Below are 17,757 nucleotides of genomic sequence, written 5' to 3' on the forward strand. Positions count from 1 at the left end.
GGTCAGACCATATGGTTTCATGTTGGACTTGCTAGCTTCCCGCCAGGATGAACTAGTCTCATTCCTGTACTTTTCGCTCTCTAGCTGAAGGCATTGATGTTTACTCTGCTCAAAATCCTGTGGATCATCGGCATCACTGCCGAAGGGATGACTGGGGCCCTGGCTGCTGGTAGGCAGCGGATGGATCTGTTCGGAGTCGCGGTCATCGCCTCCGTCACCGCGATTGGTGGTGGATCCATTCGAGACATGCTGCTGGGCAACTACCCGTTGACCTGGGTGAAAGAGCCCTACTACCTGCTGTTGATATGGGTCGCGGCATTAGCTACGGTTGGCATGCCGTTTCTCCTGGAGAATTTCCGGGTCGTCTTTTTGGTGTTAGATGCCATTGGTTTATCTGCTTTTGCTGTTATTGGCACCGAAGTAGCGTTGCGGTTGGGGCATGGTATCATCATTGCTATGGTCGCCTCGGTGACCACCGGCGTGTTTGGTGGTGTTTTGCGAGATATGCTGTGTAGCCGCATTCCGCTGGTGTTCCAAAAAGAGCTGTATGCGTCCATCGCAGTGCTCGCTACCTGCGTCTATTTCGTGATGATGTGGCTGGGGGCCTCTGAGCCTGTCACCGTTGTGGTTGCCGTGCTCATTGCCGTGAGTACACGGCTCCTTGCCATTTGGCGTGGCTGGGCGCTGCCGGTGTTTGATTACCAGGAACGCAGCTAGTCACCTGAAATCCCTGGATCCCCTGCTGAGATATTCTCCGACCGGCAGGGCTTCGAGTTTGTCTGCGACCAGCGTCGGTGCGCCGGTAGCATTTTGAATGATTCCCCGCACGAGCAGTGCTTTTGATGTGCGGGCTACCACCTTGTGACGTGCCCACAGCCCTGGGGACACCATCACGTTGATCAGCCCGGTTTCGTCTTCCATTCCCAAAAAGGTCAGTCCGCTGGCGGTGTGTGGCCGTTGGCGGTGAGTGACCACGCCGGCGACAAGGATTCGACTGCCATCCTCAACGCGCAAAAGCTGGTTGGCTGGGATGATTCCGGCATCACCTAGCGCGCTGCGCAGCATCGCCATGGGCTGGGTGTGGTGAGTGACACCGGTGGCGGCGATATCTGTTGCGAGCAACTCAAAGGCGTTCATGCCTGGTAGTGAAGGAGCTTCTATGGCAGAAAGGCCGGGCAACATGCCGTCTTTTTCCGTAGCAGCGATCCCGGCTTCCCACAGCGCTTGCCTGCGGTCTATTCCAAAGCAATCGAGTGCCCCGGCGCGGGCGAGCGCTTCGGTGTGGGAGACACTGAGATCTGCCCGACGAGCGAGGTCAGCTACCCCCGTGAATGGCGCGGCATCGGCCACGCGGGCTGCTGCTTCCTCCCCGAGTCCGCGGACCAGGTTGAGCCCCAGCCGTATGGCCCCTCCTGGGCAATCTGCTTCTACTCCCGAGTGATTGACCGAGATCGGGAGGATACGCACCCCGTGCCTGCGAGCATCCTGGATGAGGGATTGTGGTGAGTAGAAGCCCATCGGTTGCGCCCTGAGCAATCCCACACAGAATTCTGCCGGGTAGTAGTGCTTGAACCAGGCAGAAAAGTACACCAACCCGGCGAAGGATTGGGAGTGGGATTCGGGGAATCCGTAGGCTGCGAAGGCGACCATTTTGTTCCAGAGTTTATCTGCGATTTCCCCGGATATGCCGTTGGTTTCTCGCAGCCCGGTGTAGAACCGCTCCTTAAGTGCAGCCATTTTTGCCGGGGAGCGTTTGGACCCCATGGCGCGCCGGAGGGAATCGGCTTCCGCGCCGGTAAATCCGGCGGCATCGCGAGCCATTTGCATCAATTGTTCCTGGAACAGGGGAATTCCTAAGGTTTTACCTAGTGCGGCTTCGAGGCAGGGGTGATCGTAGGTCACGGGCTCTTGCCCGTTGCGTCGCCGAATGTACGGGTGCACGCTGCCGCCCTGGATTGGGCCGGGACGGATCAGGGCGACTTCCACGACGAGGTCGAAGAAGTTTCGCGGTTTAAGCCTGGGCAGAGTTGCCAGTTGGGCCCTCGATTCCACTTGGAACACTCCCACCGCGTCGGCGCGGGAGAGCATGTCGTAGATTGCGGGGTCGGCAAGGTCGAGGTCCCATAGATTCACTGTTACCTCGCGGTGCTGCGCCACCAGGTCAATCATGTGATGCAACGCTTCGAGCATGCCGAGCCCCAGGAGATCGAACTTCACGAGTCCTGCCGAGGCGCAGTCGTCTTTGTCCCATTGCACCACGGAGCGGTCTGCCATCCGTGCCCATTCCACCGGAACGACGTCGGCGATGGGCCGGTCGCAGATCACCATGCCACCGGAGTGGATGCCGAGGTGACGAGGTTGTCCGGTGAGCTGCTGTGCTAGCGCTACCACGCGTTCCGGCGGTTCGGAGCTGCCTCGCGACCAGGAGTCACAGCTGCCTTGCGGGTAGCCGAGTGCGCGCCCGGCGTCACGAATGGCGCCTTTGGTTCGGTAGGTGATCACGTTCGCTACTTGCGCAGCGTTGTCTCTGCCGTATTTTCGGTAGACGTATTGGATCACTTCTTCTCTGCGCCCCGATTCGATGTCAATGTCAATGTCAGGTGGGCCGTCCCGGTCTGGGGAGAGGAAACGTTCAAAGAGCAGGCCCGCTCCGATAGGTTCGACAGCGGTGATACCTAGTGCGAAGCAGACCGCGGAGTTCGCAGCGGATCCTCGCCCCTGGCACAGGATGTCGTTGGCGCGGCAAAAGTCCACCAGGTCCATGACGATCAAAAAATAGCCAGGAAAGCCTAGCGATTCGATGACGCTCAGCTCGTAGTCGATCTGCGCGCGGGCGCGTTCTTGCACGTCAGTGGGCCGTTGCGCGTAGCGATCACGGAAGCGCTGCCTAGTCAGCGCCGCCAGATAGCTCATTTCACTCTCCTCCGCCGGCACATCCCAGTGCGGGAGATTCGGTGCGACCAGGTCAAGAGTGAAGGCACACTCTTCGGCGAGAGGGATGGTGGCGTCGATGAGGTCTGGGGCGTCGTTAAGCGCGCGCCGCAGCGTGTCCTCGCCGCGCAGCCACGACGCTCCCATCGGATGCAGGTGCGCTTCTGCCTGGGCCACGCCCATACGCAGCTTCAGCGCATTTTTCGCCGCGGCCAACCGCACGCTGCTTAACGACGCCGCCGTGGGCACCGCCGACGCCACTGCCCGCAATCCGAAGCGGGTTTGTGCGTCTCGTAGTGCTGCGAGACGATCGGCGTCCTCGGGGATCAGGAGGGCTTGGTGTTCAAGGACGACGCTGTCCACGCCGAAGGTATCTACCAGCACATCGAGGCCCGGAAACCAACGGTGATCTGCCAAAATGATCCAATGTTTCGCGTGTTCGCCGAGTTGTTCCAGAGGTGGATAGACAGTGGTGTCTTTGGTGCCTCCTGCCATGCGGGCGTCAGTGATGACGTGGGAGAGGCGCCGGTACCCTTCGGGGCTGCGCGCTAGTACGGTGAGTGGGGCGTCGGCAAGCGAAAGCTCGGCCCCGAAAACGGTGCTGATCCCAGCGTGAGCTGCTGCTTCCGCAAATTTGACGGCGCCGTAGAATCCATCGCGATCGACGATTCCCAAAGCGGGCATGCCTAGTTCTGCGGCACGCGCCACCAATTCTTCCGGTTCAGACGCACCGACGAGAAAGTTGTACGAACTTCGGGCATGAAGCTCTACAAAATCCTTTCGCACACATGGATTATTTTCAACAAGTTCTTCCTCCAGATGACGCACAGACACTGGCGTGGAAACCTGCTGCCCATTGAGGATCTTTTCCAGCTTTGACCAGCTTAGTGGTCTACCGTTGAACCCGACCGGACCCCCATTCCATTCCATGCCCACACCATAACAGATATAGAAACTTTGTTCTATACCCAAACCCTGTTAAGTGATCAGCATCACGGGAAACTAAAAACTGCAGGTAACACCCCTTTTACATTGCAGGAACAGACCAAGCTTTCTAGACCAAGTTGTGCATTACCTGTTGAATTGCTACGGTTTTCACCAACAAATAGAAAGCTCTGTCTAGAAAAGGATTTGAAATGAAGTTCCGTCGTTCCGCCGCCTTGGGGCTGGCAACCATCCTCGCCGCCACCTCCCTCACCGCCTGCGGCCGTGGCGCCTCCAATGACGAAGACACCATTAAGCTCGGCACCACCGAAGCTGACATGGGCTACTGGAAGGTCTTCGAAGACGAGGCTGAGAAGGCCGGCGTCAAGATCAAGACCACGCAGTTCGCCGATTACAGCACCCCCAACCGCGCGCTGTCCGAAGGTGAAGTGGACGCTAACCTCTTCCAGCACCTGAAGTTCCTCGCTGAGTACAACGTCGGCGCCAATGACACCCTTGTGCCAATCGGTTCCACCCAGATCGTGCCTCTCGCGCTCTACTGGAAGGATCACTCGTCCATCGACGGCATCGATGGCCAGGAAGTTGCCGTGCCTAATGACCCTTCCAACCAGGGCCGTGCCATCAACGTCCTCAAGCAGGCTGGACTGGTTACTCTGAAGTCCGAAGGCTTGGTGACCCCAACCCCAGCCGACATTGATACCGCCGCGTCCAAGGTGAAGGTCGTTCCGGTCGACTCTGCACAGACCACTACCGTGTACAGCGAAGGCAAGCCAGCAATCATCAACAACACTTTCCTGGAGCGTGCCAACATCGACGCGAAGGCTGCGATCTTCAAGGACGATCCAAACGCACCTGAGGCTGAGCCATACATCAACGCCATCGTGGTTCGTCAGGACGACGTCAACAACGAAAAGATCGCTAAGCTCGTAGAGGTCTACCACACCGAAGCTGTCCAGAAGGCTCTTTCCGAGGACTCCAAGGGCACTTCCGTCGAAGTTAAGCGTGACAAGGCTGAGCTGAAGGAAATCCTCGATCGCCTGCAGGCTAACCAAAAATAACCTTTAAGGAAAGCATCACCTGTGACTACCGCACCCCGTCCCGGCACTCGCATCGAGTTCCGGGACATTACCAAAGTCTTCCGCACCAACAAGAAGACGCTGAACGCGCTGGACGGCATCAACCTCACTGTCGAACCAGGCGAGATCATCGGCATCATCGGCTACTCCGGCGCCGGCAAGTCCACGCTGGTACGCCTGATCAATGGCCTCGAAAGCGCCACCAGTGGCGAGCTACTTCTCGACGACCTGAACGTCGTCGGCCTGTCCGAAAAGAAGCTCCGTGGCGTGCGTCGCGACATCGGCATGATCTTCCAGCAGTTCAACCTGTTTTCTTCCCGCACCGCCGCCGGCAACGTGGCCTACCCGCTTGAGCTGGCCGGCATGCCCAAGAAGGAACGACAGCAGCGCGTAGCACAATTGCTCGACTTCGTCGGCCTCAGCGATAAAGCCGGTCACTACCCGGAGCAGCTCTCCGGCGGCCAGAAGCAGCGCGTCGGCATCGCCCGCGCACTCGCGACGCAGCCACGCCTGCTGCTTGCCGACGAAGCCACTTCTGCCCTCGACCCGGAAACCACCCACGATGTCCTGGAACTTCTGCGCCGGGTCAACAAGGAATTCGGGATCACCATCGTGGTGATCACTCACGAGATGGACGTGGTGCGTTCCATCGCGGACAAGGTTGCCGTCATGGAAGCTGGCAAGGTGGTCGAATACGGCAGTGTCTACGAAGTCTTCTCCAACCCACAAACCGCCGTGGCTCAACGATTCGTGGCAACCTCGCTGCGTAACACCCCAGACATGGTGGAATCTGACGAGCTGCTTACCCGCCCGGGGCGAATCTTCACCATCAACCTCACGGAGGAAACTGGTTTCTTCGCTGCCGCAGCCGAAGCTGCGCCGGCAGGAGTCAGCATCAACATCGTGCACGGCGGAATCACCACGCTGCAGCACCACTCCTTTGGCAAAGTAACGGTGCAGCTCACCGGCCCTGACGACGCCATCGAAAAGTTCTACCAGTCCGTATCCGCCAACGCTGAGGTTCAGGAGATCAAACGATGACCGAAACCATCCTCGCCGCCAACTGGGACCGGTTAGGCGACAGCTTCATCTCCGCAATCATCGACACTCTGTACATGGTGTCCATCACCATGGTTGCCGGTGGTATCTTCGGCCTCTGCCTCGGCATTCTGCTCTACACCACCCGCGCCGGCGGTATCTTGCAGAGCACTCCCCTGTACTGGCTGCTCAACCTGCTGGTGAACTTTGTCCGGCCGATCCCCTTCATCATCTTGATCGCCTTCATTGGACCGATCACCAAGCTCGCCATCGGTTCCACCATCGGCATCGATGCCGCAACCTTCGTTATGTCCGTAGCCGCCACCTTTGGTGTCGCACGAATCGTGGAACAAAACCTCGTCGCCATCGATCCAGGCGTCATCGAAGCCGCTCGCTCCATGGGTGCCTCCCCATGGCGCATCATCCGCACCGTGATCATCCCCGAAGCACTCGGCCCATTGATCCTCGGCTTCACCTTCATCTTCATCGCCGTCGTCGACATGTCCGCGATGGCCGGCTACATCGGTGGCGGCGGCCTCGGCGACTTCGCCATCGTCTACGGGTACCGCTCCTTCGACACCGAAGTTACCCTCGCAGCAACCGCAGTGATCATCGTGATCGTCCAGATCGCGCAACTGTTCGGAAACTGGTTGTCTAAGAAGATTATGCGTCGTTAGGCTGGTCGGATTTGTGGTTCTGTTTGACCAAAACGGGGGTGCCTTTTGGTCATTTCGAGCCACAAATTCCGCCGTACTAAGTACCGCAATACGTGACGTACTGCTCTGCCGTCTGCTGATATTCAGCAGGCGGCTTTTCATATGGCTGTTGCAGCACTTCGTGCAATGCAAGGAACTGCGACATGTCTCCTTCGTTCGCGGCATCGAGTGCCTGTTGCACCACGTGATTACGTGGGATGACCTGGGGATTAGTGCCAGGCAGGTCCGTGTGAACCAGAGTGTGGTCTTTGCCCGGGAGCGAGGCAAACCATTCGTTGATAGCATCCGGATCGGATTTTCCCAGCTTGCGAGCAAAAACGCGCTGTAGTGATGAGGAGAACATAGAGACGAAGTCCCCATCAAAGCCCAGTTGCGTGAGATTCCACTGCAAAATCGCAGGTTGGCGCCCATAGGCGTACCTCTTCTGAGTATCAATCGAGCTGAAGCACGCCGCCGGATCATGGGTGTCTAGGAATGCACAGGGCCCGTAGTCTAGGGTTTCGCCGGAGATCGAGCAGTTATCGGTGTTCATCACGCCGTGTACGAAACCAACGCCCATCCATTGCGCCACAGTGTCGCACTGGCGTTGGGCAACAGCTGACACACCGCCGGGGAACAACGACCACGCAAAAGACTCGAGCCGGTCCATCATGTCTGGAGTGCCATTATTACGAACAAGTTCAAACGTGCCCACGCGCAGGTGAGAGCGCGCTACGCGCAAACCTACCGCAGCCGGAACCACTAGCTGGCGTTGAATTTTCCGTCCCGTGGTGAGCACTGCGAGTCCTCGGGTGGTGGGAATGCCGATGGCGTGCATGTACTCGGAAATGAGGTATTCGCGCAGCATGGCATCCAGCGGTCCCCGACCGTCACCACCGCGGGAAAATGGGGTTCGGCCGGTCCCCTTTGCTTGTACTTCGTATCCTTGGAAGGTCCCGAGGAGGAGGGCACGGCCGTCGCCAAGCAGCGGCGAATACTGCCCGAATTGGTGCCCGGCGTAGGCGAGGGCGTAACCACCGGACTGGCCGAGCAGGAATGTGATGCCCTCGGGTGAGCGGAGCCAGTCGGGATCGAGGCCAAGCTCGATGGCGAGGGGCTCGTTGAGGAGCAGAAGTTCGGGGTCGGGCGTCGCCTCGCCGACGGCATGGTAGGCAAGCTCGGGCAGGGCTTCGGCGATCGGGAATTCTGGCTTCATGCCTTTTGAGTGTACGGGGATTTCTATCCCGAGAACTCTGCTAGCTTCTCTGGCACGCATGTGGGCTCTCGTCTGTCGCCAGCGTGGCAGGGACGTCGATTCCAGCTGGTTTAACGGAAAAGCCGTGGGCGTTGGCACAGGGCCCCACACCTACAGCATTCATATGCCGGTGCCGCGCTACCTAATGACCTGAGCGAAACCCAAGAATATAGGTGCAGCTGCTTGCCGACGCCTGGTTGCTCGACCTCACGCCGTTTCTGCAGCTCCATTCCCCTGGTTTCTTGCCTGGCTTTGGGAATTTGGTCTCGGTAACCACGCTGCGGGCGCGGGAGTACCACTACGCCAAGCACGGCAAGAATTCGTTCTACCACTTGGAGACGATTAACCTGCCGTTTCCGGAGTTTCGGTTTAGCTGGACGGAGACCAAGGTCGCAAGCACACCGAAATAGCATTCGTTGGTGCCCTTGTTAAGGTGCGAGTCGATACGAAGTATTCTTTTTGCCCTGTCCGCCATCCCTGTGGATGATTCCTTTTTTCAGCAGTGGCGCCAAGGCATAGCGAATTTGTGCCTCTGTAAGCGATAGTTCTTCTTCCAGGTCGTGCAAGGAAAAGCCATCTGGCTTGGTTTGCGCTACTTGGTAGATCAGGGGCGCGTTTTTGCCGAGGCTGAGGATCTCCACGGGATCATGCGATGCAGTGATCTTTTGTTTTCTCTGTTCAGGTTGGTTCCGCCAAAAAATGGTCGTGAATTTCACCCCAGTGTCCACAAAAGTCGGTGGGGCAATCGCGTGGCGTTCGCACTGCCGCAGAATTTCCTGGATGCCACCGCCTTCGCCTTCAATGATTGAGTTTCCATCGGGGTCGGTAATAAGTTTGGCAATACGATAGAGTCGCTGATTTACCTCGGCGCGGGTCAGCTCTTCACTGAGAAGCTGATTGAGGGAAAGTGCTTTGAGCCCTCCCGGCGATGCGATGACCAGTTTTCCTGGCTCGAGTCGAATGTCAATGGACTTTCCGCTTTCCACCGTCAGGGGTCCAAGATCGCGGTGCACCAGCGCGTTCGCTACAGCCTCTCGAATTGCTGGCAAGGGCAGTTCGAGGACCGTCTTCATGTGTCCGTCTGGCTGATACTGCTCTACCCTGTCCAGGTTAAGAGCCACCCACTGCATAACTGCCTGAATCAGATCCGGCACCGGACCGTGGAAGGTTTCTAGGTTGCGCAATCTCGCTGTATCACTGCGTGGCAAACGAACTGCGCAGGTAACCGCCAGTGAAGGCAAGGGACCTTGCGGGAAGTTCCCGAGCCCGTAGAGTCCGGCAAGCGTCAGTTCCCCCGTAGCAGTTGTGACCCCCAACGTGCGGAGTAACTTGTGATCGTCTGCAATACCTGCAAGCCGGGAAATGCGGGTACGCGCGGCCGACAAAAACTTAGCGACCAATGCCGGATCCAGATCCTCCACTGCTGTGTCGGCGACGGGTCGCTGTTCAAAAGTAGCGGATACATCTACTTGCAGTTTGCTGGATTCCAGCATGCGTAATTCAGTGGCACTCATCTCGTAATTGCCATCGGACTGACGCAAGTATGCCTTACCATGAAAACGCGCTGGTCGATCGAGCGGATCTAGCCCTTGAATGTTCGCTATCACCACTTGCTTCTGTTGCAGCTGCACCACATAGGAATTGATATGTGGACAAGGATCCACGCTCATCCTGGCAGCCTCTATCAGCCCTGCCTCTAGTTGTGCTGGTTCTGAAACTCCCAGGATTTCAAAGTTTCTTTCCTCCCCGATTCCCAACATGACAGTTCCCCCGTTGGGCATGTTGGCAAACGCACACACCGTCGCCCCAATATCGGCAGGAAGCCCTCCCTGAGCAGCCTTGACTTCAATACTTGCGGAGTCGCCACGACGGCTGCGCAATTCAGCTAGGACAGCCTTCACTTCCCCCGAGTTAAGTTGCATACTCCGAATGATAACTCACAAACTTTCTCAGTTTCAATCCCTAACTAAGACTTTTTGAAAGTATGATTGGCGTAAGCAATCTCCTTCTTCCCCAATTTTGCTAGGTGGATGCTATGAAAAAACTTCTGAAGTTCCTGCTAGCCATGCTGGTAGCCGTTGTCATCATTGTGGGTGTGTTGTTCGGAATTCACAGCTACAATTCCTCGCGATTCGCGGTCCCCGGCGCCAATCCACGCGACAAGTCCAGTTACGAAACCAGCCAGTCCATTTCACCAATTGAGGGAACTTACCTGAATGGCTTCCATTTCCTTCCTACTGAGAAACGCCACCAAGGCGTAGTGATCACTTTCGGCGGTTCCGAAGGCTCCCCAAGTTACGACCGGGCCAAACAGTTGTGGGAGCAAGGCTACGAGGTCTACGCGCTGTTCTTCTTCGGACAACCAAACCAGCAGGAAAGCTTGGCGGAAGTCCCGCTGGAGTTCTTTGGCGAGGTCACAGCCCTCATTCCTGAGGGGCCAATCACTGTGATCGGCGCATCCAAGGGGGCGGAGCTTACCGCGAACTTGGCAGCACGTGGTGCCAAGATCGACAACATAGTGTTATTCACGCCAAGCGAATACACCTACGAAGGCCTTGCCTTCGGGCAACAAGAGAAGTCGTCCTTCACCCAGGATGGTGAGCCGGTGCCGTTCCTCCCCTTCCGAAACTCCGAGGTTGGCCCGTCGCTGAAAATGTTGGCAGACATGGCGTTGGGGTTGCCGATCCGTTACCGCGAGATTTACTCAAGCATGCCCGAACGCGCCGACAATACCGAGGCTGCCCGCATTCCTATTGAGAACTTCCATGGCCAGGGGCTACTCTTCGCCGGCGACCAGGACGCCATGTGGCCGGGCGACATCGCCGCAACGAACCTAGCAGAGCGAAACCCCGGCCTTGAGGCGCACGTCTACCCGGGCGCCGGTCACATGTTCTCCGAGGACATCACCACCTTCGGCCCATCTTGGGAAAAGATGCTCGGAGGCACTGTGGAAGACAACCGAACCGCCAAGCAAGACTCGGATCGAATCCTGCTCGACAAGCTGTCCCAGTGGCACCCCGCTAGCTAGCGCGTCGCCTCATCCAGCAGGTACAACACGTGTTCGTAGTTGTATCCGGTCTTTTGCTCCAGGCCCATTTCGCAGGTGCGATTGGCGGAGACGAAGGCGTCGATAGGCCCGTCCTGTTGCGCTAACGCCAGCCCCGCGCGTTCGTCCTGCGTCGCTGACTCCAGGAGCTCTGGGTGGAGTAGGCCGCGATCACCTGCGGTACCGCAGCAGGTGGCGCCGACTGGGATGAATGCCTCCTCGGCTGCGAAGGAAGCAACATCCATGAGCGGATCCACCAGGTCCATGTGGTGGAGGGAGCAGTTCGGGTGCACGGCCACGCGGCTAACCGGGTGGGCGACGGTCAAGGAAGGCAACAAGGATGCTGCCCACTCCACCGCATCCATGATGCGGATCTTCTCCCAGCGCGACAGCTGCTCCTCTGTCAGCTCTCCGGGCACGTTCTCCAGCATGCCATGGGTGCAGGAGGCTGCGTCTACCACGATCGGCAACGTGCCGGATTCGGACCACAGCCACAGGTCCTCGAGGAGTTTCACGCACATGTAGTGCTTGGCGTCTCGGAAACCTTTGGAGCTAAACGGTGTGCCACAGCAGGTTCCGGCGACGCCGCTTGGGATGTGCAGTGGCTTGCCCGCACGCTCGGACACTGCGACCAGGGTTTCTGGCAGGGACACCCCGGCGCCAGACCGCCCGAACATGCGGTTGATGCAGGCTGGGAAGTAAATGGCCGCGGCCCCGGTGCGTGTCGTGGCGGGCAGCGTCGTGGCCGCCGGTGGCAGGCCATCCTGGGCGGAAGGCACGAGGTCTTCGGAAATCACGGTGCGCAGCGCGCCGGTGATTGCGGACAAGGCCCCACGTCCCACTACTTTTTCCACTGCCCCGGCAGCAGAGAGTCCACCGCGGGCAGCCTTTTCCACAGTGGCCCAGTTCTGAGCCAGTTTCAGTGCTACTTGGTTCGCCGCAGCGGACTGTTGTGCTGCCCGGAAGCTCTTCATCAGGGCTCCGGTGTCGATGGAGATGGGGCAGGATATTGCGCAGGTGCCGTCGGCGGCGCAGGTGTCGATGGCGTCGTAGCTGTAATCGTCGAACAGCGCCTTGAGCAGCGCGGATCCGGCTGGCTGGCGTGCCATCTCGCGGCGCAGGGCGATGCGTTGGCGTGGGGTGACGGTCACGTTGCGGGAGGGGCACACCGGCTCGCAAAAACCACATTCCACGCAGTGGGTGGCTTCCGCTTCGATGCGGGGGAAGGACTTGAAGTTCTTCATGTGGGTGTCTTGGTCTCGGGTGAATTTGACGTTGGGGGCCAGGATCCCGTGTGGGTCGAGCAGTTGCTTGACCTCCCACATCAAGTTGAACAGCTCCGTGCCCCATTCCCGCTCCAGGTAGGGGGCCATGGCAAGTCCCGTACCGTGTTCGGCCTTAAGGGAGCCGTCGTACTTATCGATCACCAGCTTGACCAGGTCATCCATGAAGTTTTCGTAGGCGTGTACTTCTGCTTCGTTGCCGAAGGCGGGCGTCATGAAGAAGTGCAAGTTTCCGAATGCGGCGTGCCCCATGACCATCTCTGGGTACTCGTGTTCGCGCAGCAGCTGCATCAGGTCTTTCGCGGCCTCGCCCACCTCTGCTGGTGGGAAGCACACGTCTTCAGTGATCAATGCGGTGCCTTCCTTGCGCTGCTTTCCGAAGAGGGTGAACAGGCCACCACGGATCTGCCACGCCAGGTCAATATCGCGTTGGTTCCGCATGAAGTCCAGTGGCGCGGTGAGCGGCGCGTCGGCAAGCACTGCCTGGGCAGCAGCGATTTTTGCTTGGAGGTCTGCCTCATCCACGCCGGCGATTTCCAGCAGCAGCGCGGAGGCGTCATCATCGAGGTCAATCCATTTCGGGTCCGCGCCCTTGAAGTTACCCACCGATTCGCGCAGCACGGGGCTCACCAGGATCTCGCAGGCGGCGGCGCCAGCAGCCATGAGCTGTGGGACGCACTCCGCCGCGGAGGCGAGTGTGGGCAGCATGACCCACGTGACGGCTTTGACCGTGGGCAGTGGTTGGGTCTCCAGTTCTGCGTCTGCGATGAAACCGAGTGTGCCTTCGGCACCCACCATCAGGCGACGCAGGATTCCAACGGGGGTATCTGCGTCGAGGAAGGCGTCGAGGCGGATGCCATTGGTGTTGCGGATGGAGAATTTGCGGCGCAGGCGGGCAACCAGGGCGTCGTCGGCAAGCAGTCGGGCGCGGATGTCCATCAACCCCGCCACCAGCTCGGGCTCAGCGGCGGCGAGGGTGGCGTCAGCGTCAGCAGCGCGCGTATCGACGACCGTTCCCGACGGCAACACGATGGTGGCTTCGCGGATCGCGTGATAGGAGTCCTGCTCCACGGTGCAACGCATGCCACCGGAGTTGTTGGAGAGAATGCCGCCGATCGTGGCCACTACCGCAGAGGCAGGATCTGGGGCGAAGCGTCGTCCAGAGCGTGCCAGCACCGCATTGAGAGCGGTGAGGGTTTCGCCGGGGCGAACGTACACGCTGTCCTCGCGTACCTCAATGCCACGGAAGTTGGAGCGGACATCCACCAGGATGTCATCGCACTGGGCCTGGCCGTTGAGGGAAGATCCGCCGGAGCGGAACACCAGATTTCGACCGTTCGCCTCACAGTAGGCCATGATTTTTTGCACATCGGAGGCATCACGCGGAGCCACCACTACCTGCGGAAATAGCCGGTAGTGGCTGGCGTCTGACGCGTAGCGCACCAGGTCCAGGGCACGCCAATGAACCTGCTCGGCTCCCAGCAGTGCTGATAGATCCGCTTTTAGTTCTTGTGGCGTGCCGGAGGCGAGTTCCTCTGGGAACCGATCCGGGAATTCTTCGCCGCTGCTGTGGGGAAGGCCGATCTTGGTGGTGTCGAGGGTGAGGAGCTTCTTCATGCTCCTTAAAATACTCGAGTTATTTCCTGGGCCACCAACGCTTTCCCAGTTTTAGGTTCATCTCCGCAGGAAGAAATCACTCCGGGAACCTCCCGTTCTTCCAGCGTGACGTCCCATGTTCTCCCGTCATGGTGAGTGACGGTGTTTCCAGTGGCTTGTAGTGCCCCCATTGCCACGGGCTCGCCGGATTCTATGAGCTGTGTGGCAACGGCCAGCTCAGCCACCTGCTCTACCTTGGTGTAGCAGCTTCGTCCGCGGTTGCCGGGTATGAACAGCTCGCCCCGTTGCAGGTGGCGCACCATGTCGATCGCGGCCGAGGAGTTGAGCCGACCATAGGAGTAGCCCCACGGCAAGGTGATGATCGACGGCGCAAAGCGGTGGCCTTTGGTGTGGGAGGATTCCCAAATGATGTCGCCGTCGAAGGCACAGGTCAGGTCGGCAGCAAGCGGGCGCCCCTTGAGCGCGCAGCACCGGTCCCGTTTGCCGTGCGTACACACCAGCACCACGGGGTGATCCACCTCTTCCCCGCCTGAGCGCCCTGGTGCGGAAATATCGATATCCCACAACTGCGAGATATCCGAGATCATCAGTTTTTCTACCACTCCTACTTCTGTAAAAGCGATGAACACTGTTGTGTTGGCGCGTTGCTGTCCTTCTCTGCCCGCTTTGCGGATCAGCTGGACCGTGGCACCCATTCTCTTCAGGTAGGAAGCCAACTGCTCTGTGATCTCTGGTCCGAAGGCGTCACCGTCCATGACGTCGTGGCCCCAGCCGTGTGCATGCTCGATGGCGAGGAATATCTTTCCCGTTTTTGCGGTCCCCGGCAGCGGTTCCGCACGTCCCGTAGAGCAAAAAACATCGGCGTTCATGGCACCAGACTAGCCTGTTCGCTAAGGATTACCTAACCTGTTACTCAAGTGTCTGATGTTATTACTGTTTGGCAACGATTCCGCCGATAATTATCTTTTGATAGGCCCCTCTAGATACGGTAGATACATGAATGCCATTTTTCGTTATGCCCGCAGCACAGCTCTCGTGGCAGCTGTCAGCCTGGCCGCTATCGGCCTGACTGCATGCGGCACAACCGAAACATCGTCTGGCGGGCCCACCAACATCCAAAAGCACTCGCTAGCAACCGATAGCACCCCCTCCCCCGCCCCAGAATCTACGGATCTCTCCCCACTGGGCAAGACAGACCCGACGATGAAAACTCACGCAATGGAAGCTCCCGCCAAGCTCGTCCCCGTCGCGATGCGCGCCGGCACCCACAAGAGCTTTGATCGCGTGGTAGTCGAGTTCACGGGCGAAGGCACCCCTGGCTGGCATGTGGATTACATCCCCACCCCGCAACAGCAGGCCAGCGGACAAGACCTTCCGGTGAGCGGAGATTCTTTCCTCAACGTCAACATCGACGGCACCACCTACCCCTTCGAAATTGGCGTTCCCGAACAAGAACTCACTCCCGTCAAGGGCGCAGGCCCTGCCGTGAATGAGGTCGTCTCCGGTGGCACGTTTGAAGGCCGCTCCCAGTTCATCATCGGACTCAATGGTGCGCCTCGTCCGTACTCGGTCTCCTTCCTGGAAGACCCGAAGCGACTCGTCATCGACTTCGAACAGAACTAATCGTAGGTAGCTTCTACCCGCCACCGCCCCGCGAGCCACAGCAACAACAAAGCTCGCGGGGCGTCGTCATACTGCGCCACTAGCTGCAGGCGCGCATACCTCCGCCCGGTTTCCTCCCACCAGCGCTCGTCCACGGGCCACGGCCCCGCCCACGCGGTGACGGGAAACTTCCGGCCACCACGCACCAACCATGCCGGCTGTGTGTTGAGAACCGCATCCGCAGTGACGTACACATCGGAGCCGGTGGCGTCGATAAGCTGCAACGTTGCGGCCGGGTGCGTGACGCTGCGCGCCGGGCGTGGCGAGGGAATCGCCCCCAGCCAGGGCCCATCCGCACGCGCAGGGGCCGCCTCTTCCCCGTAGGGCACCAGTTCGACACACTCCGCGGGACCCCGACCACCCACGGCCCGCGGTTGGAGCACCGCATCTGTCCCCAGCATCGACTGCACCCGCGACACCACCCGGCGCACCTGCGCCGCACGCTCCCCGGAACCGCCCCACAGCCCTGCATCGTTGCCGGGGGCGGTCACCTCAACCGGCTCCAGCGCGAGCGTACGAATACCCGGCAGTTCACGGCTCGTCAGCCACCCGTCCAGTTGCCACCGCACTCGGTCCGCCGTCGCCTGCTCCGTAAGCGCCTCCCGAGTACGCCACACTCGTTCCAGCTGCACGTCAAACTCTGCAATAACCCTCAGTCGCTGACACACCACGCCCGCCTGGCGCAACTTATCATGCAGCGTCACCGCCAACGTGCGCGCCACAAACGCGGCCTCATCCACCCGGGTAATCAGCTCCTCTGGGGTAAGCTCTACCCGCAGCTCCGCGGTCGGCAACTCCGGCGCGACCTTCCGCATCTCTTGGGCGCTCGCCACCCGTCGGCAGTGCAGCCCGGCGCGCCCAAACCGGGTCGCCACCGCAGCGGCAGGCAACGCAGCCAGCTCGCCAAGCTTCACGACGCCCAATCCCTCAAAACCCCGCACCACCTCCGGATCGCACCCCAACGCCTCTTCCGCCCGCAGCACCGATAACGGCTGCTTGCGCAAAAACTGGGTACTGGCACCAGGTGCAACCGCTGTCCCCGCACGGGCAGCAATCAGAGCTGTCGTAATCTCATCAGCAACCCCCACCATGCAGTCCACTCCCCGCAGCGCTGCCGCGTCCGCCAATAACTGCACCGCCTGTTCTTCGCCGCCATAAAACCGTGCCGCCACATCAGCAGCTACCACCGCCAGGCCTGGCCGCAGCACCTCCACGCTCGGTGTCACCTCTTCCAGTTCCCGCAACACCGGTTCAAACTCTCGCGCATCCCGGTCCTCATCCCATTCTGCGAGCGCCACCTGAGGCCACAATGCTTGCGCCTCCCGCACCCGCATCCCCCGACGCAGCCCCTGGGATCGAGCCCGCGAACTGCAGACTTTGATGCGATGCTGCTTCACCACGGCGTCCACCCCAGCCGCATGGGTTGGCCAGTCCGGAAACCACACCGCCATGACCCGCATTTACACCACCCGCAAATGCGACTGCGCCTCACCCACCGTGAGCTTTTGGACGCGGCGCCCCATTTTTGTTGTTATCTCGACGTCAATTTCCAGGCCACGAATCCGGCCTGTACCAGGACCGATACCATGAAAACGCGTCACTTTAGCCGTCAGTGTCAGGTGCGGGGACGGGCTCGTAAGATTCACAAGCAGCACCGCAGCGTTGCCGTTACGCACCTTGCCCAACAGCGGGCGTGCCCGCACTGGCGACAATTCCTGGGGCGCCTCTGCCCGGTAAATCACCACATCCATCCCCTCAGTCAGCACGGCCACGGTATTCAGCGGATCCGGGCCCGGGTCAGGGACTGTGACTACGTTGGGCAGCGACTGCGCAACATCCGACAGCAGCAGCTCTGGCCAGCCCACCACAGCAACAAAATTTCCTTCCTGCACCGCTGCTCGAATGATCTCAACCACAAAAGCGGGAGTATCCGTGCAGTGCACCACCGCGCGACGCGGGAAGGTTAGCTGAAGCGTCGGCGGGGCAGGTATCCCCTGTTCTTCCGGAAGCTCTGGCCTGGGCGCCGCCCCTACGGCTTCCATGCGCGCCCGAAGAGTGGCGATGCGATCCTCCCGACTTAGCGTCGAGAGCTCACCCGCCACAATTTTTCGAACGCTTGTTCCCTCCATGGGTAACAGTATTGCGGGTCGTTGTGGCGCTCGTCAAGCCGAGAGCGCACGGTTTCATGACGGCTAACAAAACCTCTGTC

Annotated in this window: 14 protein-coding genes; 7 read left to right on the forward strand and 7 right to left on the reverse strand. The window is 59.6% G+C overall.

The window, feature by feature from the left end:
• Positions 1-96: 96 nt before the first annotated feature.
• Complete coding sequence (locus tag ACZ6ZO_RS10260; protein WP_465292420.1) at positions 97-717, forward strand: trimeric intracellular cation channel family protein; 621 nt, start codon at positions 97-99, stop codon at positions 715-717.
• On the opposite strand, the gene ACZ6ZO_RS10265 is transcribed toward ACZ6ZO_RS10260, so the two are convergent.
• Positions 718-3,861 (reverse strand): error-prone DNA polymerase, encoded by a 3,144-nt coding sequence (locus ACZ6ZO_RS10265; RefSeq protein ID WP_465292422.1) that lies wholly within the window; start codon positions 3,859-3,861, stop codon positions 718-720.
• Between the two features lie 206 nt (positions 3,862-4,067).
• Between ACZ6ZO_RS10265 and ACZ6ZO_RS10270 the strand changes: the two genes are divergently transcribed.
• The 3 genes from ACZ6ZO_RS10270 to ACZ6ZO_RS10280 are packed head-to-tail and all read left to right on the forward strand — an operon-like array spanning position 4,068 to position 6,667.
• Entirely contained in the window at positions 4,068-4,934 is an 867-nt protein-coding gene (locus tag ACZ6ZO_RS10270) for a MetQ/NlpA family ABC transporter substrate-binding protein (protein WP_182386864.1), read from the forward strand.
• A 21-nt stretch (positions 4,935-4,955) separates the two neighbouring features.
• Positions 4,956-5,993, forward strand: coding sequence for a methionine ABC transporter ATP-binding protein (locus ACZ6ZO_RS10275; protein ID WP_208768737.1), 1,038 nt, complete (start codon positions 4,956-4,958; stop codon positions 5,991-5,993).
• On the forward strand, positions 5,990-6,667 hold the full coding sequence (locus tag ACZ6ZO_RS10280; protein ID WP_182386866.1) for a methionine ABC transporter permease: 678 nt from the start codon (positions 5,990-5,992) through the stop codon (positions 6,665-6,667). Before ACZ6ZO_RS10275 ends, ACZ6ZO_RS10280 begins: the two co-directional genes overlap by 4 nt.
• A gap of 76 nt (positions 6,668-6,743) precedes the next feature.
• Here ACZ6ZO_RS10280 and ACZ6ZO_RS10285 read toward each other — a convergent pair whose 3' ends face one another.
• Positions 6,744-7,901, reverse strand: coding sequence for a protein adenylyltransferase SelO family protein (locus ACZ6ZO_RS10285; RefSeq protein WP_465292426.1), 1,158 nt, complete (start codon positions 7,899-7,901; stop codon positions 6,744-6,746).
• Positions 7,902-8,113: 212 nt separating this feature from the next.
• On the opposite strand from ACZ6ZO_RS10285, the gene ACZ6ZO_RS10290 reads away from it, so the two are divergent.
• Positions 8,114-8,350 (forward strand): hypothetical protein, encoded by a 237-nt coding sequence (locus ACZ6ZO_RS10290; RefSeq protein ID WP_465292428.1) that lies wholly within the window; start codon positions 8,114-8,116, stop codon positions 8,348-8,350.
• Between the two features lie 18 nt (positions 8,351-8,368).
• Here the strand turns inward: ACZ6ZO_RS10290 and ACZ6ZO_RS10295 are convergent, their stop codons facing one another.
• Positions 8,369-9,862: an ATP-binding protein gene (locus ACZ6ZO_RS10295; RefSeq protein ID WP_465292430.1), complete on the reverse strand. Its 1,494-nt coding sequence runs from the start codon at positions 9,860-9,862 to the stop codon at positions 8,369-8,371.
• 113 nt (positions 9,863-9,975) lie between these two features.
• On the opposite strand from ACZ6ZO_RS10295, the gene ACZ6ZO_RS10300 reads away from it, so the two are divergent.
• Entirely contained in the window at positions 9,976-10,968 is a 993-nt protein-coding gene (locus ACZ6ZO_RS10300; RefSeq protein WP_465292432.1) for an alpha/beta hydrolase, read from the forward strand.
• Here ACZ6ZO_RS10300 and ACZ6ZO_RS10305 read toward each other — a convergent pair.
• A complete protein-coding gene (locus ACZ6ZO_RS10305; protein WP_465292434.1) occupies positions 10,965-13,886 on the reverse strand; it encodes an FAD-binding and (Fe-S)-binding domain-containing protein in 2,922 nt (973 codons plus the stop codon). The two genes, ACZ6ZO_RS10300 and ACZ6ZO_RS10305, sit on opposite strands and share 4 nt — an antisense overlap.
• 5 nt (positions 13,887-13,891) lie before the next feature.
• Positions 13,892-14,755, reverse strand: coding sequence for a sucrase ferredoxin (locus ACZ6ZO_RS10310; RefSeq protein ID WP_465292436.1), 864 nt, complete (start codon positions 14,753-14,755; stop codon positions 13,892-13,894).
• A 127-nt stretch (positions 14,756-14,882) separates the two neighbouring features.
• On the opposite strand from ACZ6ZO_RS10310, the gene ACZ6ZO_RS10315 reads away from it, so the two are divergent.
• Positions 14,883-15,509 carry an AMIN-like domain-containing (lipo)protein gene (locus tag ACZ6ZO_RS10315; RefSeq protein WP_232843337.1) on the forward strand — a complete coding sequence of 209 codons (627 nt, stop codon included), beginning with the start codon at positions 14,883-14,885 and terminating at the stop codon, positions 15,507-15,509.
• On the opposite strand, the gene ACZ6ZO_RS10320 is transcribed toward ACZ6ZO_RS10315, so the two are convergent.
• Both ACZ6ZO_RS10320 and ACZ6ZO_RS10325 read right to left on the reverse strand, forming a co-directional pair.
• The gene (locus ACZ6ZO_RS10320) at positions 15,506-16,999 is read right to left on the reverse strand and encodes a Y-family DNA polymerase (protein ID WP_465292439.1); all 1,494 of its coding nucleotides are present in this window, start codon (positions 16,997-16,999) and stop codon (positions 15,506-15,508) included. The genes ACZ6ZO_RS10315 and ACZ6ZO_RS10320 overlap by 4 nt on opposite strands.
• Before the next feature lie 9 nt (positions 17,000-17,008).
• On the reverse strand, positions 17,009-17,677 hold the full coding sequence (locus ACZ6ZO_RS10325) for a hypothetical protein (RefSeq protein WP_465292441.1): 669 nt from the start codon (positions 17,675-17,677) through the stop codon (positions 17,009-17,011).
• Between the last annotated feature and the right edge of the window lie 80 nt (positions 17,678-17,757).

This window comes from Corynebacterium sp. NPDC104732 (genome assembly GCF_055583565.1).